The sequence below is a fragment of the Leifsonia sp. 1010 genome (assembly GCF_031455295.1).
Lineage (GTDB): Bacteria > Actinomycetota > Actinomycetes > Actinomycetales > Microbacteriaceae > Leifsonia.
This window is the reverse complement of record NZ_JAVDSL010000007.1, coordinates 24,071-45,423: the sequence shown is the minus strand read 5'-3', so window position 1 is coordinate 45,423 and position 21,353 is coordinate 24,071. Positions and strand designations below refer to the sequence as shown.

Genomic DNA, 21,353 nt, shown 5'->3' with positions numbered 1-21,353 from the left:
GTGTTCAATCGGGAATCCGACGTTCTCGAATCGATTCGAGACCAGTCGATTCGCGGGGAACGGAGATACGCGGCGGTTGGAGGTCGCGGGGGAGGGGGAGACATGCCACAGCTGCTACCCCTGCGCCTGCTCGAGACCGTCGGTCTCCGCAGCAGCACTGCTGCCGACCCGCGCGCCGGCTCCGCCGAGCCGCCGACCGGCGTCATCGATGTCGACCCGGCGATCGCGAGCACCGGCCCGCTGTCGATCATCGCGCCCCGCCGCATCGGCGAGAGCGACCTCGCGGTGTACCCGCTGTCGCTGGGCGCGAGCGTCTTCGGCTGGACGGCCGACGGCGACACATCCCTCGCTATCCTCGACCGCTTCACCGAGCTGGGCGGCGACTTCATCGACACGGCCGACAGCTACGTCGGCGGCCGCAGCGAGGTGCTCATCGGCAAGTGGATGCGCGAGCGCCGCAACCGCGACCGCATGGTCGTGGCGACCAAGGTCGGGCGGCACCACGACAACCCCGGGCTCGGCTCGGTGAGCATGATCCGCGCCGTCGAGGCGTCCCTCGAGCGGCTGCAGACCGACCACATCGACCTGCTCTACTTCCACGAGGACGACCCGGAGACCCCGCTGGAGGACAGCCTTGCGACGGCCGAGTGGCTGATCGAGAGCGGCAAGGTGCGGTATCTGGGCGCGTCCAACTTCAGTGCGGACCGCCTCATCGAGGCGCGCATCCTCGCATCGTCGGGCCTGCCGAAGTTCGTGGCCATCCAGACGCAGTACAACCTGATGCACCGCAGCGAGTTCGAGAGCGCCCCGCGCATCGTCGCGGCGGCGCAGGGGCTCGCGGTGATGCCGTACTACGCGCTGGCGAACGGCTTCCTCACCGGCAAGTACCGCAGCAAGGGCGACCTGACGGCCGGGGCGCGCAGCGTTCGCGCCGCCGCCTACGTGAACCGTCGCGGCCAGCGCGTGCTCGCCGTCCTCGACCGCATCGCGGCCGAGCACCACGTGGCGCCCGCGAGCATCGCGCTCGCCTGGCTGCTTGCCAAGCGGACGATCGCGGCACCCGTCGCCAGCGCCAGCCGGCCGGATCAGGTCGACGCGCTCATGGCCGCCGCGGGCATCCGCCTCACGCGGTCGCAGATGCTCGACCTCGACCGCGTCTCGGAGTAGCGCGCGCCAGTCCGACGCGCCCGTCTCGTCCGTCTCGCCCCGTCCCGCGCGCACCTCGCCGCGCAGACGTGGGTCGCAACACGCCGTTATTCGGGTCGCATAACGGCGTGTCGCGACCCACAGTTGGTCGCGCCGGTCAGACCTCGCCGAGGATGCGGTCGAGGGCCCGGTGCAGCGCGGCGCCCGCGGCGATCGGGTCGCCCACGTAGCCGCCGGCGAGGGCGCCGTCGCGCGCGAGGATGAGGTCGTCCGCGGCGTCTCCCGGCCGCGGGTGGCCGATCTGGCGGAAGAGCTCCTCGATGCGGTCCGCGTACCAGTCGCGGTGGGCCGTCACGGCGACGCGGACCGGGTCGGTCTCGTCCGCGAACTGCGCGGCGGCGTTGATGAAGGGGTCGCCGTGGAAGCCGGGGCTGACGGCCTGCTCGTTGATCGAGTCGACGAGGGCGCGCGCGATGTCACGGGGATCCGCGTGCTTGGCCTCCTGCTCGGCGAACCATTCGCGCACTTGGCGGTCGCGTCCTTCGACGTAGGCGATGATCAGCAGGTCCTTCGACCGATAGTGCTTGTAGAAGGTCGCCTTCGTCACCCGGGCGCCCGCGATGATGCGGTCAACGCCGACGGTGTGGATGCCCTCCTGGTAGAAGAGCTGATCCGCCGTCGCGAGGATCTTGACCTTCGACGGCGCGGGCGGCCGGATGGTCGCTCGGGCACTTACGACCATCCGGCACGACTCCTTGTTCGGGGGAGGCTCGGGCGCCTCCGCGTTGCTGTTCGTAGGCCGATCGCATCCGGCGCGGGGCACCGGACACGATGGCTTTCACAGTATAGCCGTAGACAGACGAGTCTGTTTGTCCTCTTTTTCCCAGCCACGGGATCCCACCGGCTCTGGCGTAGGGTGGAGGGGATGAACAGCGCAGTCGACCTCCCGCTCGGTATGGCCGACCTCACCTTCGCGGCGTCCGGCGAAGCGCTGGTCCGGCGGACAGTGCTCCCGAGCGGAGTTCGCATCCTCAGCGAACAGGTGCCCGGAGCACGCAGCGCCACACTCGGTTACTGGGTCGCCGTCGGCTCGCGCGACGAGAGCGACGGCCAGCCCGGGCATCCCGGCTCGCTCGGCTCCACGCACTTTCTCGAGCACCTCCTCTTCAAGGGCACGCGCACCCGCACCGCCCTCGACATCGCCGTGTCGTTCGACTCGGTGGGCGGCGAGCACAACGCCATGACCGCCAAGGAGTACACCTGCTACTACGCGAAGGTCCAGGACCGGGATCTCGCAATGGCGGTCGAGGTCATTGGCGACATGCTCACGTCGTCGGTGCTCGACGCGGGCGAGTTCGAGAACGAGCGCGGCGTCATCCTCGAAGAGCTCTCGATGGCGGAGGACGACCCCGCCGACGTCGCCAACGAGCGGATGTTCCAGGCCGTCCTCGGCGACCACCCGCTGGGCCGTCCCATCGGCGGCCGCCCCGACACCATCCGTGCCGCGAGCCGGGACGGCGTGTGGGAGCACTACCGGGCGAACTACCGGCCGCAGGACCTGGTGGTCACGGCCGCGGGCGCGGTCGACCACGACCTGCTGGTCGCCGGCGTCGAGCGCGCGCTCGCCGCCGCGGGCTGGGATCCGGAGCTCGTCGCCACTCCGGTCGACCGCCGCCCGTCGGTGCCCGCCGACATCCGCCGCGGGAGCCCCATCGTCACGGTGGAGCGCCCCAACGAGCAGGCCAACGTGTTCGTCGGAATGCCCGGGATCCTGGCCACCGACGAGCGCCGCACGACCATGAGCGTGCTCAACTCCATCCTCGGCGGCGGGATGTCCAGCCGCCTCTTCCAGGAGGTCCGCGAGCGCCGCGGCCTGGCCTACTCCGTCTACTCGTTCTCCGGCTCGTACTCCGACGCGGGCGTGTTCGGCCTCTACGCGGGATGCACGCCGGCGAAGGCGCGCCAGGTCACCGAACTGATGCTCGACGAACTGCGGCGGCTCGCCTCCGGCGGCGTCACGCCCGACGAGCTGCGTCGAGCGGTCGGGCAGCTTTCCGGGGGAGCGGCCCTCGCCCTCGAAGACTCCGACACCCGTATGTCCCGTCTCGGCCGCGCCGAGATCACGCTCGGCGAGTTCGCCGACCTCGATGAGAGCCTCCGGCGCCTCCACCTCGTCACCGCCGACGATGTGCGCGCCCTCGCCGCCGACCTGGCGGACCGGCCGGTCTCCGTGGCCGCCGTCGGGAGCGTCACCGACGACGTGTTCGCCGGCCTCGCCTCCTGATCCGCTCTTCCTTCCGTTCCATCTCCGAAAGGTCCCGCTCGTGCCCCACTACATCTACCTCGTGCGCCATGGCGAGCAGCAGGATGCCGAGCACGGCCTGCCGGACGGCCCGCTCTCGCCGCGGGGCAAGCGTCAGGCGCAGCTGGTCGCTGAGCGGCTGAGCGGCATCCCGTTCACGTCGATGTACCACTCGCCGCTGGTGCGCGCAGCCGAGACGGCCGCGATCATGGCCGAGCGGATGCCGGCGCTCGAACCGCAGCCGTCGAGCCTGCTGTTCGACTGCATCCCCTCCGGTCCGACCCCGGACATGCCGAAGGCGTTCGAGTCGTTCTTCGGCCCGGTGACCGAGGCGGAGATCGAGGCGGGCCGGGCGCAGATGGACGACGCTGTCCACGAGTTCCTCACCCCGGCGATGGGGGACCGGCACGACCTGCTGGTGACCCACAACTTCGTGATCGGCTGGTTCGTGCGGCACGTGTTCGACGCGCCGGACTGGCGCTGGCTGGGCCTCAACCAGGCCAACTGCGGGCTGACGATCATCCGCGTCCGCTCCGCCAAGCCGCCGGTGCTGGTGGTGCACAACGACCTCGGGCACCTGCCCGTCGAGCTGCGTACGGGTCTCCCGGAGCTGCAGCCCGTCTGACCCGCCCCGCCTGAGCAGCGAACAGCTCCTGACTTTTTCGGCCTCCGAGCCCCGATTTCGCCGAAAAACTCAGGAGCTGTCGGCTTCAGACGAGGGGCTTGCGGAACCAGTCGGTCGCGTTGGGGTTGTCGTTATACGGCTGGATCGGCTCGTAGCCGTGCGAGCGGTACAGGCCGCCCGCCGCCTCCAGGCTGGCGTTCGTGTCGAGCACCAGCTCGGTCGCGCCGAAGCCGCGGGCGCGCAGCTCCAGCTCGGCGAGGATCGCCCGGCCGTACCCATTGCCACGCTGCGTGGGCGTCACCCACAGGTGCTTGATCTCGTAGCGCACGACCTGCACGCCCTCCTCGATCTCGGACAGCGGGACGCGCAGCTCGCGGATGCCGCCGCATCCCACCTCGACGCCCTCGTCGTAGGCGAGGAGGAAGACACCGTTCGGCGCCACGAACTGGCTCGGATCCGGGAACGACGTGCGGTACGCGCCCTGCGAGCTCGGGAACGTCTCGGCGCGCTCGGCGAAGTAGTCGGACAGCATCCGGTGGGCGGTCGCGTCGGTGACGGCGACGTCTGCGAAAGACACCATCGGCCCAGCGTAACGCGGCCCGCGGGTAGGCTGATCGGGTGAGCATTCGCGTGGCCGTCGCCGGAGCGACCGGAAAACTGGGAAGCGTGGCGGTCCGCCTCATCGAGGAGGCCGACGACCTCGAGCTCGTCGCACAGCTCGACTCCCGCTCGCCGCTGGAGGACATGCTCGGCGCGGACGTGCTCGTCGACATGACGCTGCCGCAGGTCAGCCCGGGGATCGTCGCCTTCGCGGTCGATCACGGCCTCAATGTGCTCGTGGGCACATCCGGCTGGTCGGCGGACCGCATCCTCGACCTGGAGCGACGCGTCGCCGCGCACGAAGGACGCGGCGCCGTCGTCATCCCCAACTTCTCCCTCGGCTCCGCCCTGGGCACGGCGTTCGCCTCTGTCGCCGCCCGCTTCTTCGACTCCATCGAGATCGTGGAGACGCACGGCGCGGGCAAGGTCGACTCCCCGTCCGGCACGGCGGTGCGCACCGCCGAACTCATCGGCGCCGCACGCGCGGCGAAGGGCCCGGTGGAGGCGCCGCACTCCGACCAGCGCGCCCGCGGTCAGCAGGTCGCGAGCGTGCCCATCCACAGCCTCCGGATGCGCGGCGTCGCCGCCCAGCAGCAGGTGATCTTCGGCGGCGCGGGGGAGCAGCTGACCATCCGCCACGACACGATCGGCCCGGAGGCGTACGAGGCGGGCATCCTTCTGGCGCTCCGGGCAGCGGCGACCACGACCGGCGTCATCGTCGGTCTCGACAAGCTCGTCGACCTCGGGATCGCCGAGCCGAGCGGCGAACCGCCGCGTCCGACCGTCCGCGATGCGGGCGACGACGGCACCGACCCGACGCGATAAGGGACCGGTCGCCATGAGAAACCGTCTGGCCGCCATCCTGATGGCGGTCCTCCTGCTCGTCTACCTCGTGCTGGTCACGCAGCGCGCGATCATGCTCGTGCTGACCGGCGAGCCCGTCGGCATCGCCATGGGCGTCGCGCTGATCGTGCTCCCGTTCATCGCCGCGTGGGCGATCGGCCGGGAGCTGCTGTTCGGCGCGCGCACCGAGCGCCTGGTGCGACAGCTGGATGCGGAGGGCGCCCTTCCCGTCGAAGACCTGCCGACGCGTGCGAGCGGCCGTCCGCTCCGGGACGCCGCCGACGAGGAGTTCCCGCGATACCGCGCCGAGGTGGAGGCGGAGCCGGAGAGCTGGCGCGCCTGGTTCCGGCTCGGGCTCGCCTACGACGCGTCCGGCGACCGACGCCGGGCACGGGAGGCGCTGCGGCAGGCGATCCGGCTGGAACGGTCGCAGGCGAAGGCAGGGCGGCCCCCAGCGCGCTGAGCACCCCGCGACCCGCGACCGCGTCAGGCCGCGCGCACCTCGACGAGCCGATCCATCGCGTCCTCGATCGTCGGATCCCGGAATTCGAAGCCGTCGTCGAGCAGCGCCTTCGGCACCACCAGCTGATCCGCGAGCAGCAGTTCGCGGCCCGCGTCCTGCAGCGCCAGCTCGATCGCGAACTTCGGCACCGGTAGGAGGTACGGCCGCCGCACGGCCTGCGCGAGTGCGCGCACGATCTCTCCGGCCGTCGCCGGCGTCGGCCCGGCGATGTTGACCGGCCCGTCGAGCGACGAGGTCAGCAGGTGGATGAGCGCTGCGGCCTCGTCGTGCAGGCTCACCCAGGGCCAGTGCTGGCGTCCGCCGCCGAGCGGCCCGGCGAGTCCCGCCTTGGCGAGCGGGAGCAGCGGTTTCAGGGCGCCGCCGCGACCGATGACGACGCCGGTGCGCGCGAGCGCCACCCGGGTGGATGAGGGCGCGAGCCGGGCCGCCGCCTCCCAGGCGTCGACCACGTCGGCCAGGAACCCGCGCCCTTTCGTCGCCGCCTCGGTGAGCTGCTGGCCGGGACGGTCACCGTAGTAGCCGACGGCGGAGCCGCTGACGAACACGTCGGGAGAGGTGTCGGCTCGGCGCATCCCCTCGGCGAGGGTTCCCGTGGCCTGCAGCCGTGACGACAGGATGCGTCGCTTGGTCGCGCGTGTCCAGGGCAGATGCTGCAGCGAACTGCCGGAGAGGTTGACCACCGCGTCCGCCCAGTCGAACAGCGCGGGGTCGACGGACCGCTCCTCAGGCGCCCAGCGGAATTCGTCGGCGTCGGCGGGTTCGCGGCGGACCAGCCTCCGCGTCTCATGTCCGGCCGCAGCCAGCTGACGGCGTAGCTCGCCGCCGATCATGCCGGAGGCTCCGGCGAGCAGTACGCGCATGTCCGGCCCCCGGCGGATCAGGCGAGCGACGCGTCGAGCGTGATCGGGATGCCGACCAGCGCCCGCGACACCGGGCAGGTGCTCTTGGCCTCGTCGGCGAGCCGCTGGAAGTCGTCCTCGGACAGGCCGGGAACGGTCGCCGTGACGGTCAGGTGGCTGCCGGTGATGCCCTGAGCGGGGTCGAAGGTGACCGCGGCGGTGGTGCGGATGCTCTCCGGCGCGTTGCCGAACTTCGCGAGCACGTTCGAGAAGGCCATCGAGAAGCAGGCGGCGTGGGCGGCCCCGAGCAACTCCTCCGGGGTCGTGACCTCGGCTCCGCCCTCGGAGCGGGCCTTCCAGTTGACGGCCAGTTCCGCCGCGTGCGACGAGTCGAGCGTGACCGTTCCGGAGCCGCTCGTCAGATCGCCGTTCCAGACGGTGGTGGATGCGCTGGTGACTGCCATGAAGACCTCCTCGTGACGCTCCGCCGCCGAGCGCGGCCGGGCGTCTCCCACCCTACTGACGGGTTCCGACACCGTCACCGGGTGCTGGGCGGATTCCCGGCTGGGCCGCTCGCTCAGGCCTGGGCGCGGCGCCGGATGAGCCGCGCGCGCACCAGCAGCAGGTACAGCTGGCAGCCCAGGCAGTATCCGAACACCGAGTTGAGGAAGGCCGCGGCGAACGCGAGCGCCACGGCGATCGGGAGGGCGAGCGGCACGCCCGACACATATAGAACGAGGCCGACACCGGTGACGAACAGCCCGACCGCCTGCGCGAAGGTCGGGGGCGCCGGGTCCTCGAACTCGGTCGGAGGCGTGAGCCGGGGCCGGATGACCGCGCGGAACAGCACCCCGTACGGATGGCGGCGGATGCCGGCGAAGGCGCCCCAGGCGAAGAGCAGCGCGATGACGAGGAGCAGCACCGCCGCGGACGTCGCCGCGCCGACCAGCGAGAGGAACAGGTCGATCAGGAGCAGCACGGCGGTGATCCCGGCGCCGAAACGCGGCGACCGCGGGTCGATGCCGGTGCGAGCGGACGGATCAGGCTGAGACATGGTCGCTCCCGAGGATGCGGTGGAGGGTGAGGCGCACGTCGTCCGAGCGCGCGGCGCCGCCGATCCGGGCACGGACCGCGCCCGTGGCGTCGAGGACGAGGGTGGTAGGGGTCTGCAGGATCCCGAAGCGGGTGGCGAGGTCCGGACGATCGGTGAGGTCGATCTCGGCGTGGGCGACGCCGTCGACGTCGGCGGCGACGTCGTCGAGCACGCGGGCGGTGGAGCGGCAGGGCGCGCAGAACTCGGTGGAGAATTGCAGGAGGGTGGCGCGGCCGCCGAGGGCGTCGACGCCGACCTCGGCGGGGATGACGACGTCGTGGACGCGCACTGTGCGCGCCCGCCCGGTGGTTGCGCGCCAGAGGAGCCCGGCCGCCGCGAGGACGGCGACGAGCCCGAGCAGGATGCCGAGAGCCGCGAATCCGTTCACAGCTCGGGACGCTACGCCGACGCTGTGGACAGCGCAGCTAATGTGACCTCCCGTGACGGCGACCCGATAGCCTTGTGCCATGGCTGCTTCCGAGAATCCGTTCGGCCAGGTCCTCGTCGCCCTGGTCACCCCGTTCACCGCCGATGGCGAAGTGGACTGGGCGGCGGTCGAGAAGCACATCGACGACGTGATCCGCGCCGGGGCCGACGGCATCGTCGTCACCGGCACGACGGGGGAGACCTCGACGCTGACCGACCCCGAGAAGCTCCGCCTGGTCGAGGTGGGCAAGTCGGTCGCCGACGGTCGCGCCAAGATCATCACGGGTGGCGGGTCCAATGAGACCGCCCACGCCATCCAGCTGTACCAGCAGAGCGAGAAGGCCGGGGCCGACGGCGTCATGGTCGTCACCCCGTACTACAACAAGCCGACGCAGGCCGGCATCCTGACCCACTTCCGGATGATCGCCGACTCGACCGACCTTCCCGTCATCCTCTACGACATCCCCGGCCGCACCGGCGTGCCGATCAAGTACGAGACGATCCTCCGCATCGCGAAGCACCCCAACGTGCTCGCGATCAAGGACGCGAAGGGCGACTTCAGCGAGGTCAGCCGCGTGCTCAACCAGACCGACCTCATGTACTTCTCGGGCGACGACGCCAACGTGCTCCCGCACCTCTCGATCGGCGCGAGCGGCCTCATCGGGGTCACGGCGAACATCGCCCCGACCCCGTACCGCCAGATCGTGGACGCGGTCAACGCCGGCGACCTGGCGACCGCCACCGCCGCCCACATGAAGCTCGAACCGCTGGTGCGCGCCGTGATGACGCACGTGCCCGGTACGGTTGCTGCGAAGTACATCCTCCACGGCCTCGGCCGCATCTCGAGCCCCCGCGTGCGTCTGCCGCTCGTGGGGCCCGAAGAGTGGGAGGCCGCTCAGATCGAAGACGAGCTCGACCTCGTCAAGAACATCCCCGGTGTCGACTTCTCGAACTTCCGCCCCGACCGCAACGCGGCCGCGGGCGGTGCGCTCCCGAAGATCGCCGGGACCACACGCTGACGACCGCACAGGCGGTCGAACACATGGCGGGCGCGCGAAGCCCCGCGAAGAACACAGAAATAGGAGGGCACATGCCCAACCTCGTCGCCGAGCCTCCCGCGCTCGAACCCGGAACACTCCGCATCATCCCGACGGGCGGTCTCGGTGAGATCGGCCGCAACATGACCGTCTTCGAGTACGAGGGAAAGCTCCTCATCGTCGACTGCGGCGTCCTCTTCCCCGAGCAGGACCAGCCGGGCGTCGACCTCATCCTCCCCGACTTCGCGCCCGTGCGCGACCGCTTGGACGACGTCGTCGGCGTCGTGCTGACTCACGGCCACGAAGACCACATCGGGGCCGTTCCGTACCTGCTCAGGCTGCGGCGCGACATCCCGCTGATCGGCTCGGGCCTGACGCTGGCCCTGGTGGAGGCGAAGCTCAAGGAGCACCGCATCCAGCCGTACACGCTGACGGTCAAGGAGGGGCAGGTCGAACAGCTCGGCCCGTTCTCCCTGGAATTCGTCGCGGTCAACCACTCCATACCGGATGCGCTCGCCGTGGCCATCACCACGCCGGCCGGCGTCGTGCTTCACACCGGCGACTTCAAGATGGACCAGCTGCCGCTCGACGACCGCATCACCGACCTGCGGGCCTTCGCGCGTCTCGGCGAGAAGGGCGTCGACCTGTTCCTCGCCGATTCCACCAACGCCGATGTGCCTGGCTTCACGCCGCTGGAGCGCTCGATCGGCCCGGTGCTCGACGCCGTCATCGCCCGGGCGCCGCGCCGCGTCATCGTCGCCAGCTTCTCCAGCCATGTCCACCGTGTGCAGCAGGTGCTCGACGCCGCCGCCGCGAACGGCCGCCGCGTCGCCCTCCTCGGCCGCTCGATGGTCCGCAACATGACCATCGCGGCGGAGCTCGGCTATCTCAAAGTCCCCGAGGGCGTGCTCATCGACTACAAGAAGGCCGCCGACCTCCCCGACGACGAGATCGTGTATATGTCGACCGGATCGCAGGGCGAGCCGATGGCCGTGCTCGCGCGGATGGCGAACCTCGACCACCAGATCGAGGTCGGCCCCGGCGACACGGTGATCCTGGCGTCCAGCCTCATCCCGGGCAACGAGAACGCGGTCTACCGGGTCATCGACGGGCTCACCAAGCTGGGCGCGAACGTCGTGCACAAGGGCAACGCGAAGGTCCACGTCTCGGGCCACGCGGCGGCGGGCGAGCTGCTCTACTGCTACAACATCCTGAAGCCGAAGAACGTCATGCCCGTGCACGGCGAGTACCGCCACCTGGTGGCCAATGCGCGCCTCGCGATGGACACCGGCGTTCCCGAGAAGAACACGATCCTGGCGGAGGACGGCTCGGTCGTCGACCTGCGCGACGGCGTCGCCCGCGTGGTCGGCCAGCTCGACCTGGGTTTCGTCTACGTCGACGGCTCCAGCGTCGGCGAGATCACCGACGCCGACCTGAAGGACCGCCGCATCCTGGGCGAGGAGGGCTTCATCTCGATCATCGTCGTCGTGGAGGCCGCGACCGGCCGCATCGTGACGGGCCCGGAGGTGCACGCCCGCGGTTTCGCGGAGGACGACGCGGTGTTCGACGACGTCAAGCCCAAGATCGCCGCCGCCCTGTCGGAGGCCGCCCACAACGGCGTCCGCGACTCGCACGCGCTCTCGCAGGTGGTCCGCCGGACCGTGGGCCGCTGGGTCAACACCAGCTACCGCCGCCGGCCGATGATCGTGCCGCTGGTGATCGAGGCCTGACACGGCCTCGCTTCCGGCGGGTGGGATCGTAACCCGCCGGAAACACGACGGTGGGTAACGTTCGTCCATGAACGCGTTCCACATCCGCCCCGCCGTTCCCGGCGACGCCCGGGTGCTCGCGGACATGCTGGTGGAGGCCGCGAACTGGAATCCGGTCCGCACCCGGCCGCGAGTGACCGTCCTCGACGATCCGTCCGTCCGCCACTACATCGCGGGCTGGCAGCGGCCGGGCGACTTCGGCTGCGTGGCCGAGGACGCCCGCGGTGTTCCCGTCGGTGCCGCCTGGGCGCGACTGTTCTCTCCGAGCGACCCCGGCTACGGCTTCGTCGCGGCCGGGGTGCCCGAGCTGACGCTGGGCGTCTACCCGCAGTGGCGCGCGCAGGGGGTCGGCCGGGCGCTGCTCCGTGAGCTGGCGCGCGCAGCCGCGGCCCGCGGCCACGCGCGACTGAGCCTCAGCGTCGAGCGCTCCAACTTCGCCCAGCGGCTCTACGTCAGCGAGGGCTACGTGACGGTCGCATCGGGGGAGGGCTCCGACACGATGGTGCGCACAGTTCGCTGACCGGGCCGGATTTCCACAACTCAGGCGCGGGAACCGCGTGATGACGGGGGCACGACGTACCGTTGTGCCATGGCTACGAGCACCAAGTCGAATGCACGCGCCCGGAACTCCGGTCGCGGCGGGTCGACCGCGCGCAAGCCGGCGTCGAAGACCGCGCAGCAGAAGACGGTCGCCTACCCGGCAGCCGATGCGGGGACCAGTCCGCTGATCCGCGCGTGGATGGGTCTCGCGCACCTCACCGGCGCCGCCTTCCGTGCGCTCGGTCCCGAGAAGCTGGCCAAAGAGGAACGGCGTGACGGCTTTCCGTTCTTCCTCGTCCTGCTCGCCATCGCCGGGGCGGTCATCGAGTGGTTCCTCATCAACGACCAGGTCGCGCGCATGCTCGACGCCTGGACGTTCGGTGCGCTCTTCGGGCGCGTCGCGTTCGCTCTTCCGATCGTCATGGTGCTGTTCGCCGCCTGGCTGTTCCGGCATCCCAGCTCGGTTCACGACAACACGCGCATCGGCATCGGCCTGAGCATCCTGCTGCTTACGGTGTCCGGGCTGTGTCATCTGTTCAGCCCGCACCCGTCTCCGAGCGACGGTGTCACGGCTCTTGCGCAGGCGGGCGGCGTGCTGGGCTGGTTGATCGCGGCCCCGCTGTCGCTGCTGATCACTCCGTACGGCGCGGGCGCCGTCATCATCCTGCTGCTGATCCTCAGCCTCTTCATCATCACCAAGACGCCGCCGAACAAGCTGCCCGAGCGCATCCGTGAGCTGTACGCCTACCTGTTCGGTGCGCAGCTGCCGACGGAGGATGAGCGCCAGGAGGCGAAGGAGGCCCGATCGAAGCAGGTCGAGCTGGACGGGGTCGACGACGAGCCCGAGCAGGAGGCCAACCTGCCCTGGTGGCGCCGGAACAAGTCGCAGCGCGAAGAGGACCCGGAGTACGACGCCGCCCCGGCGGACGGCCTCACCGAGGTCTTCGGTGCCGGCCAGCGGGGCAAGGGGGAGTTCGCGACCGCCCTCGAGCCCGACCCGGCAAGCGACCACTACAACACCGAGGTGCTGAGCGAGCTCGCCAACGCCGAGGACGCCCTGCAGCGGTTCACCGGAGAGCAGCCGCCGACGGCCGTCGCGCCGCTCCCGCCCGTGTCCGGGGCGCCCGGAGGCGCGGCCGTGCTCCCCGGCTTCCAGGCCGGCGCCGAGGACTTCGACGAGGATGTCGCCCCGCCGGCGCTCCCGGAGCCGTCTGCTCCGTACAACCTCCCGTCCGCGACCATGCTGTCCGCCGGAACGCCCGCGAAGACCCGCTCCGGCGCGAACGACGAGATCGTTGCCGCCATAACCTCCGTGCTCACCCAGTTCGGCGTGGACGCGAAGGTCACAGGCTACTCGCGGGGCCCGACGGTCACGCAGTACGAGATCGAACTCGGCCCCGGCGTCAAGGTCGAACGCGTCACAGCGCTCAGCAAGAACCTGTCGTACGCGGTCGCGAGCAACGAGGTCCGCATCCTCTCGCCCATCCCGGGCAAGAGCGCGATCGGCATCGAGATCCCGAACAGCGACCGCGAGATCGTGTCGCTCGGCGACGTGCTGCGGTCTCCCGCGGCCACGAAGAGCGTCCACCCGATGACGATCGGCGTCGGTAAAGACGTCGGCGGCGGCTTCGTGGTCGCGAACCTGGCCAAGATGCCCCACCTGCTCGTCGCCGGTTCCACCGGTTCGGGCAAGTCGAGCTTCGTCAACTCGATGATCACCAGCCTCCTGATGCGCGCGAAGCCATCGGAGGTGCGCATGGTGCTCATCGACCCGAAGCGCGTCGAGCTGACGATCTACGGCGGCGTCCCGCACCTGATCACGCCCATCATCACGAACCCGAAGAAGGCCGCGGAGGCCTTGCAGTGGGTCGTGAAGGAGATGGACATGCGGTACGACGACCTGGCGAGCTTCGGCTTCCGGCACATCGACGACTTCAACCGCGCCGTCGTGAACGACGAGATCGTCCTGCCCGCCGGCAGCGAACGGAAGCTGAAGCCGTATCCGTACCTCCTCGTCGTCGTCGACGAGCTCGCCGACCTCATGATGGTCGCCCCGCGCGACGTCGAGGACTCGATCGTCCGCATCACGCAGCTGGCACGTGCCTCCGGCATCCACCTGGTCCTCGCAACCCAGCGGCCGTCGGTGGATGTCGTGACCGGTCTGATCAAGGCGAACGTCCCGTCGCGACTGGCGTTCGCCGTGACGAGCGTCACCGACTCGCGCGTCATCCTCGACCAGCCGGGCGCCGACAAGCTGATCGGCCAGGGCGACGCCCTGTTCCTGCCGATGGGCGCGTCCAAGGCGATCCGCGTGCAGGGCGCGTGGGTGAACGAGGACGAGATCCAGAAGGTCGTCGACCATGTCACCCGCCAGGCGCGGCCGGAGTACCGGCAGGACGTCACGGTGTCGGCCGAGAGGAAGCAGATCGACTCCGACATCGGAGACGACCTGGAGCTCCTGCTCGCCGCCGCCGAGCTCGTGGTGTCGTCGCAGTTCGGATCGACGTCGATGCTGCAGCGCAAACTGCGCGTCGGCTTCGCGAAGGCCGGCCGGCTCATGGACCTGCTGGAGTCCCGCGAGATCGTCGGGCCGTCCGAGGGGTCCAAAGCCCGCGACGTGCTCGCAACGGCGGAACAGCTTCCGCAGGTGATCGCGCGGCTCCGCGGCGAGGAGCCGCCCGCTGGTGCTGGCGCGCCGGCGCCGTCTGCGGCCGCCGGAGCCAGTGTGGGCGCCGCGCTCGGACCGGCCGGGGTCGGCGTCGACACCGAGCCGGACGATCGCTACGGAAACGACCCTGTCGCGGCGATGACGGCGGGCTATCCTGAGGTCGAGGGCGACTCCGACGAGGACGCCTGGCAGCTGACCGACAGAGAGTAGACGACCACGATGTCGGTGCCCGACACGCCTCCGCCCGCAGCGGCGGACGGCGGAACAGCGCACGTGAGCAACTGGAACCTGCCCAACGCGATCACCGTGGTGCGCATCCTGCTCGCTCCGTTGTTCGTCTGGATGCTCCTCGCCGACGGCGGAGAGGACGGCTGGCTCCGTTGGGCGGCCGCGGTGCTGTTCATCCTCGCGATCGCGACGGACGGCGTCGACGGTGCCCTCGCACGGCGCCAGGGACTCGTCACCGATCTCGGCAAGCTCCTCGATCCGATCGCCGACAAGGTGCTCACCGGAGGTGCGCTCATCGCGCTCTCCATCCTGGGTGAGCTGCCCTGGTGGGTGACCGTCGTCATCCTGGTGCGCGAGATCGGGATCACCGTCTACCGCTTCGTGGTGATCCGGCAGGGTGTCATCGCCGCCTCGCGCGGAGGCAAGATCAAGACCATCGTCCAGTCGGTTGCCATCTCCTTCGCGCTCGTCCCGCTGTGGACGGTGTTCGGCGACTGGATCTTCTGGGTGAACGGCATCCTCATGACCGCGGCCGTCATCCTCACGGTCTGGACTGGCATCGACTACCTCTGGCAGGCCTGGAAGGGCCGGAGGGCGAAGCGTGCCGTTGCCTGAGCAGGCGACCGAGGTCGTGGTCCGGGCCTTGATCGACCGCGGGCTCACGGTCGCCGTGGCCGAGTCGCTGACCGGCGGGCTCCTCGCCGCCGAGCTCACGAGCGTGCCCGGCGCGTCCGCCGTCGTCCTCGGCGGTGCGGTCGTCTACGCCACCGAGCTGAAGCACACGCTGCTGGGTGTGGATGCCGATCTGCTGGCGGCGGAGGGCCCCGTCCATCCCGAGGTCGCCCGGCAGCTGGCCGCCGGCGTCCGCGAACGCCTGGCCGTCGCGGGCAGCCCCGCCGACATCGGAGTGGCCACGACGGGAGTCGCCGGACCCGATCCGCAGGGCGGCCGCCCGGTGGGAACCGTGTACGTCGGCGTCGCCTCCGACGCCGGCGCGCGCTCGATCAGGCTCGCTCTCTCGGGCGACCGCGACGGCATCCGCCGGCAGACGGTCGTCGTGGCCGTACGCGCGCTCGCCGCCGAGCTCGGAATAACGGATGTTTGAGACTCCCGGATTACCGCGGGAATACGCGGTGTTTCGGTCTCGTTACACCTGCTGCATTCACAAGAAAAGCCCAGTAGCCCTCGATATCGTGGAGCGCAGGGATGCGGTACATTCGTATCCCATCGATACGTCGGCAGGGTAAGAGAGGGAGGCTCCGAATGATTCTTGTACGTCAGGAAATCGGCGACGTGCTCAGGGACTTCCGCCTGCAAAAGGGTCGTACGCTCCGCCAGGTCGCCAGTAAGGCGAGCGTCGCGCTCGGGTACCTCAGCGAGGTCGAGCGCGGACAGAAGGAGGCGTCGAGTGAGATCCTCGCCTCCGTGGCAGACGCTCTGGAGACGCCGGTCTCGGTCATCATGCGCGAGGTCGGCGATCGGATCGCGGTGCTCGAGGGTCTCGAGCCGGTGATTCCGGACACGGTTCCGGACGAGTTCGTCTCGGCGATGGACTCGGACCTGGTCGCCCGCTGATCCCGCACGCTCTGGAGGACGCCCCGCTCTCGGCGGGGCGTCCTTCGTTTACCCCCTCCCTGCTCTCCGAAACAAAGGACCCATGAAGCTCAGCGAGTTCCAGCGCGCCGTCACCGACGAGTTCGGCAGCACCTACGGTCAGACGCTGCTGACCGACCTCGTCCTCGGCGAACTCGGCGGCCGCACTCCCAACGAGGCCATCGCCGCCGGTCTGTCTCCGCGCGAGGTGTGGATCGCGCTCTGCAAGGAGACCGGCGTGCCGCAGTCGCACTGGTACGGCGCAGGGAAGCCCGCCCCGAAGCGCTGAACCTCGGCGCGACACGCCATTTCCGCTTCTCGAAGATATGTTCGGAAGTGGCTACACTTCTTCACATCGGCAGTCGAAAACGGTTGTCCACAGATGCGCGTCCCTCGCTTCGGGTGTCGGACGTCACTCCTAGAGTCGAACCGTAGCGAAGCCCACGAAGGAGAACCGCAAAATGCCATCACCCGCAGACCGCGAGAAGGCCCTGGAAACAGCCCTCGCGCAGATCGACCGCCAATTCGGCAAGGGCTCCGTCATGCGACTGGGCAGCGACGAGCGCGCCCCCGTCGAGGTCGTGCCGACCGGATCCATCGCCCTCGACGTGGCCCTCGGCATCGGTGGACTTCCCCGCGGCCGCATCATCGAGATCTACGGCCCGGAGTCGTCGGGTAAGACGACCCTGACCCTGCACGCCATCGCCAACGCTCAGCGTGCGGGCGGCATCGCGGCCTTCATCGACGCGGAGCACGCGCTCGACCCCGAGTACGCCCGCAAGCTCGGCGTCGACATCGACGCCCTGCTCGTCTCGCAGCCCGACACGGGTGAGCAGGCGCTCGAGATCGCCGACATGCTGGTCCGCTCGGGCTCCATCGACCTGATCGTCATCGACTCCGTCGCCGCGCTCGTGCCCCGCGCCGAGATCGAGGGCGAGATGGGCGACTCGCACGTCGGCCTCCAGGCCCGTCTGATGTCTCAGGCCCTCCGCAAGCTCACCGGTGGGCTCAACCAGACCAACACGACGATGATCTTCATCAACCAGCTGCGTGAGAAGATCGGTGTCTTCTTCGGCAGCCCGGAGACCACCGCCGGCGGTAAGGCGCTCAAGTTCTACGCCTCGGTGCGCCTCGATATCCGCCGAATCGAGACCCTGAAGGACGGCGCCGACGCGGTCGGCAACCGCACCCGCGTGAAGGTCGTCAAGAACAAGATGGCTCCGCCCTTCAAGCAGGCGGAGTTCGACATCCTCTACGGTGTCGGCATCTCCCGAGAGGGCAGCCTGCTCGACTTCGGTGTGGAGCACGGCCTCGTCAAGAAGTCGGGCGCTTGGTACACCTACGAGGGCGACCAGCTGGGCCAGGGCAAAGAGAACTCGCGCAACTTCCTGATCGCGAACCCGGACATCGCGTCCGAGATCGAGCAGAAGATCAAGATCAAGCTGGGCATCATGGCCGACCCGAACGCGTCGGCGGAACAGCCGTCCAACGTCGGATCGATCGAAGACAAGCTGCAGGCTCGAAAGGGCGCGTGACCGCGTCCTTCGCCTCACGGAGGGGATCCTCGTGGTGGTGAAGTTCCCGTCCTCTCCGGAGGACAACCAGAGTGACGGCACGTCGACCGCCGAGACGGGGGAGCGGGAGCATCTGGCTCCCGTGACCCCGCTCCGCCGAGCGGCTTCCGGGCGCGAGAGCGACGGCGACCAGCATCCGTCGCGACGCGGCCGGGTGCGCGAGCGTCAGCCGCAGGAAGGCGTTGTGCGGCCGGTGGTCGCACTGCCCGCGGAGGCTCCAGGCGGGGACGGCGCGGCGGGAGTCGCGCGCGGGCGATCCGGTCAGAGGACCGACGCGGGGTTGGACGCCGGGTGGAACAACACCTGGGGCGCCGAGCCTCCGGCGCCGGCGATCGCGGACGAGGCGGAGGTCGACGAGGAGACGGTCCGGCAGGCGCGGAAGACCTCCGGGGTGGCGATCCGTCAGCTGGCTCGACGGGGAATGTCGCGGTGGGAGCTCGAGCAGTTGCTCACCAAGCGCGAGATCGACCCGGCGGTGTACGGACCGGAGCTCGATCGTCTGGAGGTGCTCGGCGTGATCGACGACGCTGCGCTCGCTGCGACGCTCGCCTTCACGCAGCACAGCCGGAAGGGGCTTGGGCGTACAGCGATCGAGCAGGAGCTCAAGCGCCGCCACATCGATCCAGTCCTGATCGAGGCCGCGCTGTCCGACATCGGCGACGACGACGAACTGGAGCGCGCGACGGAATTGGCCGTGAAGCGCATGGGTCAGCTGTCGTCCTACGACGATGAGACCGCCCGCCGCCGGCTGCACGGGTTCCTTGCGCGAAAGGGGTATGCGTCGGATGTCGTGCGCCAGGCGATGGATGCGGCGTTCGCGACGCGGCGCCCTCGCGGGGGATCAGGGGTCCGCTTCCAGTAGGTCCGGCCGTGCCGCGGTGGCGTGCGGACGGTTCGCGGCGACCGCCTGATCACGTCGCCTGCGGGGGCGGCGAGAAACGTAGACTTGTCGCCATCATGAGCATCCTGGAACAGCACAGCGTCATCGCGCCCTCCGAGGCGGCAGTCCGTCCTGACGGCCGAGCGCGAACGTACGAGGTGCGCACGTTCGGCTGCCAGATGAACGTCCACGACTCCGAGCGCCTCAGCGGCTCCCTCGAGGCGGCGGGCTACGTCCCGGCCAACGGTGAAGAGGCCGACATCGTCGTCATCAACACCTGCGCGGTGCGCGAGAACGCCGACAACAAGCTCTACGGCAACCTCGGTCACCTCGCCGGCGTGAAGCGGCGGCATGAAGGCATGCAGATCGCCGTGGGCGGGTGCCTCGCCCAGAAGGACAAGAACGTCATCCTCGAGAAGGCGCCCTGGGTCGACGTCGTCTTCGGCACCCACAACATGGGTTCCCTCCCGAGCCTGCTCGAGCGCGCCCGACACAACGACGCCGCCGAGATCGAGATCCTCGAATCGCTCGAGACGTTCCCGTCGACGCTCCCGACCAAGCGCGACTCGTCGTACTCCGGCTGGGTCTCCATCTCCGTCGGCTGCAACAACACGTGCACCTTCTGCATCGTCCCGTCGCTGCGCGGCAAGGAGAAGGACCGTCGGCCGGGTGACATCCTCGCCGAGATCCAGGCGCTCGTCGACGACGGCGCCATCGAGGTGACGCTGCTCGGACAGAACGTCAACTCCTACGGTGTGGAGTTCGGCGACCGTCAGGCGTTCAGCAAGCTGCTGCGCGCCGCAGGGCAGATCGAGGGACTGGAGCGCATCCGCTTCACCAGCCCGCACCCCGCTGCGTTCACCGACGACGTGATCGACGCGATGGCAGAGACGCCCAGCGTCATGCCGCAGCTGCACATGCCGCTGCAGTCCGGCTCCGACCGCATCCTCAAATCCATGCGGCGTTCGTACCGCTCCGAGAAGTTCCTCGGCATCCTCGACCGGGTGCGGGCGAAGCTGCCGGATGCGGCGATCAGCACGGACATCATCGTCGGCTTCCCCGGTGAGACCGAGGAGGACTTCCACGAGACACTCCGCGTCGTCGAAGCCGCCCGCTTCGCGTCCGCCTTCACCTTCCAGTACTCCATCCGCCCCGGCACGCCGGCGGCCACCATGGAGGACCAGGTGCCCAAGGAGATCGTCCAGGAGCGCTACGACCGGCTCACGGCGCTGCAGGAGCGCATCTCCCTGGAGGAGAACCAGAAGCTCATCGGCCGTGAGGTCGAGCTGCTCGTCGCCAACGGTGAGGGCCGGAAGGACGCCGACACGCGCCGGCTCAGCGGCCGCGCCCAAGACAGCCGCCTCGTGCACTTCGAGCTGCCCGCAGGCTCCGAGACGCCGCGTCCCGGTGACGTCGTCACGGTCCGCGTCACCCAGGCTGCGCCGCACCACCTCATCGCCGACTCCGCCGACGGCGCGCCCCTACGCATCCGCCGCACGCGCGCGGGCGACGCCTGGGACCGCGCAGAGGCCGAGTCCTGCGCCGTGCCCGCCCACGGCGGCGCAGCGGCGGGAGCGGCAGCGGGCCGGGTCTCGCTTGGACTCCCGACGCTCCGCACGCGCGAACCGCTCACGTCGCCGGGCGTGGGCACGATGCCGATCTACGACCCGACGGACGGACAGCGCTGAGCGCGGCGCCGGTGCCTCCGCTCGTCGCGATCGTCGGCGCGACCGGCACCGGCAAGACCGACCTCTCGCTGGCGCTGGCCGAAGCGCTGCGCGTCCGGGGACGTTCCGCCGAGGTCGTCAACGCCGACGCGATGCAGCTCTACCGGGGCATGGACATCGGCACAGCGAAGATCAGTGCGGAGGAGTGGCGCGGCATCCCGCACCACCTCTTCGACGTGCTCGACGTCACCGATGAAGCCACCGTCGCCCGCTATCAGCCGGAAGCGCGGGCGCGAATCCAGGAGATCGCCGACCGCGGTGCGGTCCCGATCCTCGTCGGGGGCTCCGGACTGTACGTGTCGAGCGTGCTCTTCGACCTGCGTTTCCCGGGCACGGACCCGCAGCTTCGGGCACGCCTCGAAGGTGAACTCGCCGAACACGGGCCCGGGATGCTCTTCCAGCGCCTGGCCGAGCGCGACCCGGACGCCGCCCGGCGGATCGGATCGCGGAACGGCCGCCGCATCGTCCGCGCCCTCGAAGTCGCCGAGCTGACCGGGACGTCCGTCACCGGCGCGCTGCCCGACGAACCGTCCCTCTGGCACGAACCGACCGTCGTCATCGGGCTGGCCGCCCCGCGGGACGAGCTCGTCACCCGACTCGACGCCCGGGTCGACAGGATGTGGGCCGACGGGCTGCTCACCGAGCTGACGGACCTCATCCCGCACGGCATCGACCGTGGCGTCACCGCCCGCCGCGCGATCGGCTACGCCCAAGCCCTGGCTGAGCTGCGCGGCGAGCTCTCCCGCGAAGATGCGATCGCCCAGACCCAGCAGCTGACCCGTCGCTACGCGCGTCGGCAGGTCAGCTGGTTCAAGCGCTACCCGCACATCCACTGGCTCGACTACGACGCCTCCGACCTGGTGGGTGCGGCACTCGCGCTGGTGGATTCGGCGGAGGCCGCCGAGGGCGGCGCGCCCGCGACGGGTCGCTAGGCTGGGAC

At 70.0% G+C, this 21,353-nt stretch carries 23 protein-coding genes; 17 read left to right on the top strand and 6 right to left on the bottom strand.

From position 1 onward, the window contains the following. Window positions 1-102 precede the first annotated feature (102 nt). Entirely contained in the window at window positions 103-1,167 is a 1,065-nt protein-coding gene (locus J2Y42_RS18640) for an aldo/keto reductase (protein ID WP_020077305.1), read from the top strand. Between the two features lie 136 nt (window positions 1,168-1,303). Here J2Y42_RS18640 and J2Y42_RS18635 read toward each other — a convergent pair whose 3' ends face one another. Next, entirely contained in the window at window positions 1,304-1,888 is a 585-nt protein-coding gene (locus J2Y42_RS18635) for a TetR/AcrR family transcriptional regulator (RefSeq protein ID WP_309861731.1), read from the bottom strand. Window positions 1,889-2,071: 183 nt separating this feature from the next. On the opposite strand from J2Y42_RS18635, the gene J2Y42_RS18630 reads away from it, so the two are divergent. Both J2Y42_RS18630 and J2Y42_RS18625 read left to right on the top strand, forming a co-directional pair. After that, window positions 2,072-3,430 carry a pitrilysin family protein gene (locus J2Y42_RS18630; protein ID WP_309861728.1) on the top strand — a complete coding sequence of 453 codons (1,359 nt, stop codon included), beginning with the start codon at window positions 2,072-2,074 and terminating at the stop codon, window positions 3,428-3,430. A 40-nt stretch (window positions 3,431-3,470) separates the two neighbouring features. Then, a complete protein-coding gene (locus tag J2Y42_RS18625; protein ID WP_309861726.1) occupies window positions 3,471-4,073 on the top strand; it encodes a histidine phosphatase family protein in 603 nt (200 codons plus the stop codon). Between the two features lie 85 nt (window positions 4,074-4,158). Here J2Y42_RS18625 and J2Y42_RS18620 read toward each other — a convergent pair whose 3' ends face one another. Further along, window positions 4,159-4,653, bottom strand: coding sequence for a GNAT family N-acetyltransferase (locus tag J2Y42_RS18620; RefSeq protein ID WP_309861723.1), 495 nt, complete (start codon window positions 4,651-4,653; stop codon window positions 4,159-4,161). 38 nt (window positions 4,654-4,691) lie between these two features. Between J2Y42_RS18620 and dapB the strand changes: the two genes are divergently transcribed. Then, on the top strand, window positions 4,692-5,498 hold the full coding sequence (gene dapB / locus J2Y42_RS18615; RefSeq protein WP_309861719.1) for a 4-hydroxy-tetrahydrodipicolinate reductase: 807 nt from the start codon (window positions 4,692-4,694) through the stop codon (window positions 5,496-5,498). Between the two features lie 13 nt (window positions 5,499-5,511). Continuing rightward, entirely contained in the window at window positions 5,512-5,979 is a 468-nt protein-coding gene (locus J2Y42_RS18610) for a tetratricopeptide repeat protein (RefSeq protein ID WP_309861715.1), read from the top strand. A 23-nt stretch (window positions 5,980-6,002) separates the two neighbouring features. On the opposite strand, the gene J2Y42_RS18605 is transcribed toward J2Y42_RS18610, so the two are convergent. From J2Y42_RS18605 to J2Y42_RS18590, 4 genes are all read right to left on the bottom strand, one after another. Next, a complete protein-coding gene (locus J2Y42_RS18605; RefSeq protein WP_309861712.1) occupies window positions 6,003-6,899 on the bottom strand; it encodes a TIGR01777 family oxidoreductase in 897 nt (298 codons plus the stop codon). A 17-nt stretch (window positions 6,900-6,916) separates the two neighbouring features. Beyond that, the gene (locus tag J2Y42_RS18600) at window positions 6,917-7,342 is read right to left on the bottom strand and encodes an OsmC family peroxiredoxin (RefSeq protein WP_309861709.1); all 426 of its coding nucleotides are present in this window, start codon (window positions 7,340-7,342) and stop codon (window positions 6,917-6,919) included. Window positions 7,343-7,455: 113 nt separating this feature from the next. Further along, on the bottom strand, window positions 7,456-7,932 hold the full coding sequence (locus tag J2Y42_RS18595) for a DUF4395 domain-containing protein (protein ID WP_309861706.1): 477 nt from the start codon (window positions 7,930-7,932) through the stop codon (window positions 7,456-7,458). Further along, complete coding sequence (locus J2Y42_RS18590; RefSeq protein ID WP_309861703.1) at window positions 7,919-8,359, bottom strand: thioredoxin family protein; 441 nt, start codon at window positions 8,357-8,359, stop codon at window positions 7,919-7,921. Before J2Y42_RS18590 ends, J2Y42_RS18595 begins: the two co-directional genes overlap by 14 nt. Window positions 8,360-8,438: 79 nt before the next feature. On the opposite strand from J2Y42_RS18590, the gene dapA reads away from it, so the two are divergent. The 12 genes from dapA (at window position 8,439) to miaA (ending at window position 21,345) form a co-directional block, all read left to right on the top strand. Continuing rightward, window positions 8,439-9,416 (top strand): 4-hydroxy-tetrahydrodipicolinate synthase, encoded by a 978-nt coding sequence (gene dapA / locus J2Y42_RS18585; RefSeq protein ID WP_309861699.1) that lies wholly within the window; start codon window positions 8,439-8,441, stop codon window positions 9,414-9,416. Window positions 9,417-9,487: 71 nt separating this feature from the next. Continuing rightward, entirely contained in the window at window positions 9,488-11,164 is a 1,677-nt protein-coding gene (locus J2Y42_RS18580; protein ID WP_309861696.1) for a ribonuclease J, read from the top strand. Window positions 11,165-11,231: 67 nt separating this feature from the next. Next, complete coding sequence (locus tag J2Y42_RS18575) at window positions 11,232-11,723, top strand: GNAT family N-acetyltransferase (RefSeq protein WP_309861693.1); 492 nt, start codon at window positions 11,232-11,234, stop codon at window positions 11,721-11,723. A gap of 69 nt (window positions 11,724-11,792) precedes the next feature. Further along, a complete protein-coding gene (locus tag J2Y42_RS18570) occupies window positions 11,793-14,621 on the top strand; it encodes a DNA translocase FtsK (protein WP_309861690.1) in 2,829 nt (942 codons plus the stop codon). Window positions 14,622-14,630: 9 nt separating this feature from the next. Then, entirely contained in the window at window positions 14,631-15,254 is a 624-nt protein-coding gene (pgsA, locus tag J2Y42_RS18565; protein ID WP_309861687.1) for a CDP-diacylglycerol--glycerol-3-phosphate 3-phosphatidyltransferase, read from the top strand. After that, a complete protein-coding gene (locus J2Y42_RS18560) occupies window positions 15,247-15,744 on the top strand; it encodes a CinA family protein (protein WP_396427176.1) in 498 nt (165 codons plus the stop codon). The genes pgsA and J2Y42_RS18560 overlap by 8 nt, the downstream gene beginning before the upstream one ends. Before the next feature lie 158 nt (window positions 15,745-15,902). Continuing rightward, a complete protein-coding gene (locus J2Y42_RS18555; protein ID WP_018191455.1) occupies window positions 15,903-16,214 on the top strand; it encodes a helix-turn-helix domain-containing protein in 312 nt (103 codons plus the stop codon). 82 nt (window positions 16,215-16,296) lie between these two features. Further along, window positions 16,297-16,521 carry a DUF3046 domain-containing protein gene (locus tag J2Y42_RS18550; RefSeq protein ID WP_018191454.1) on the top strand — a complete coding sequence of 75 codons (225 nt, stop codon included), beginning with the start codon at window positions 16,297-16,299 and terminating at the stop codon, window positions 16,519-16,521. A gap of 172 nt (window positions 16,522-16,693) precedes the next feature. Beyond that, a complete protein-coding gene (recA, locus tag J2Y42_RS18545) occupies window positions 16,694-17,767 on the top strand; it encodes a recombinase RecA (RefSeq protein WP_309861680.1) in 1,074 nt (357 codons plus the stop codon). A 31-nt stretch (window positions 17,768-17,798) separates the two neighbouring features. Beyond that, window positions 17,799-18,668, top strand: a complete 870-nt coding sequence (locus J2Y42_RS18540; RefSeq protein WP_309861677.1) for a regulatory protein RecX — start codon at window positions 17,799-17,801, stop codon at window positions 18,666-18,668. A 95-nt stretch (window positions 18,669-18,763) separates the two neighbouring features. Further along, window positions 18,764-20,374, top strand: coding sequence for a tRNA (N6-isopentenyl adenosine(37)-C2)-methylthiotransferase MiaB (miaB, locus tag J2Y42_RS18535; RefSeq protein WP_309861674.1), 1,611 nt, complete (start codon window positions 18,764-18,766; stop codon window positions 20,372-20,374). Between the two features lie 11 nt (window positions 20,375-20,385). Beyond that, window positions 20,386-21,345: a tRNA (adenosine(37)-N6)-dimethylallyltransferase MiaA gene (gene miaA, locus J2Y42_RS18530; protein WP_309861671.1), complete on the top strand. Its 960-nt coding sequence runs from the start codon at window positions 20,386-20,388 to the stop codon at window positions 21,343-21,345. Window positions 21,346-21,353: the final 8 nt, after the last annotated feature.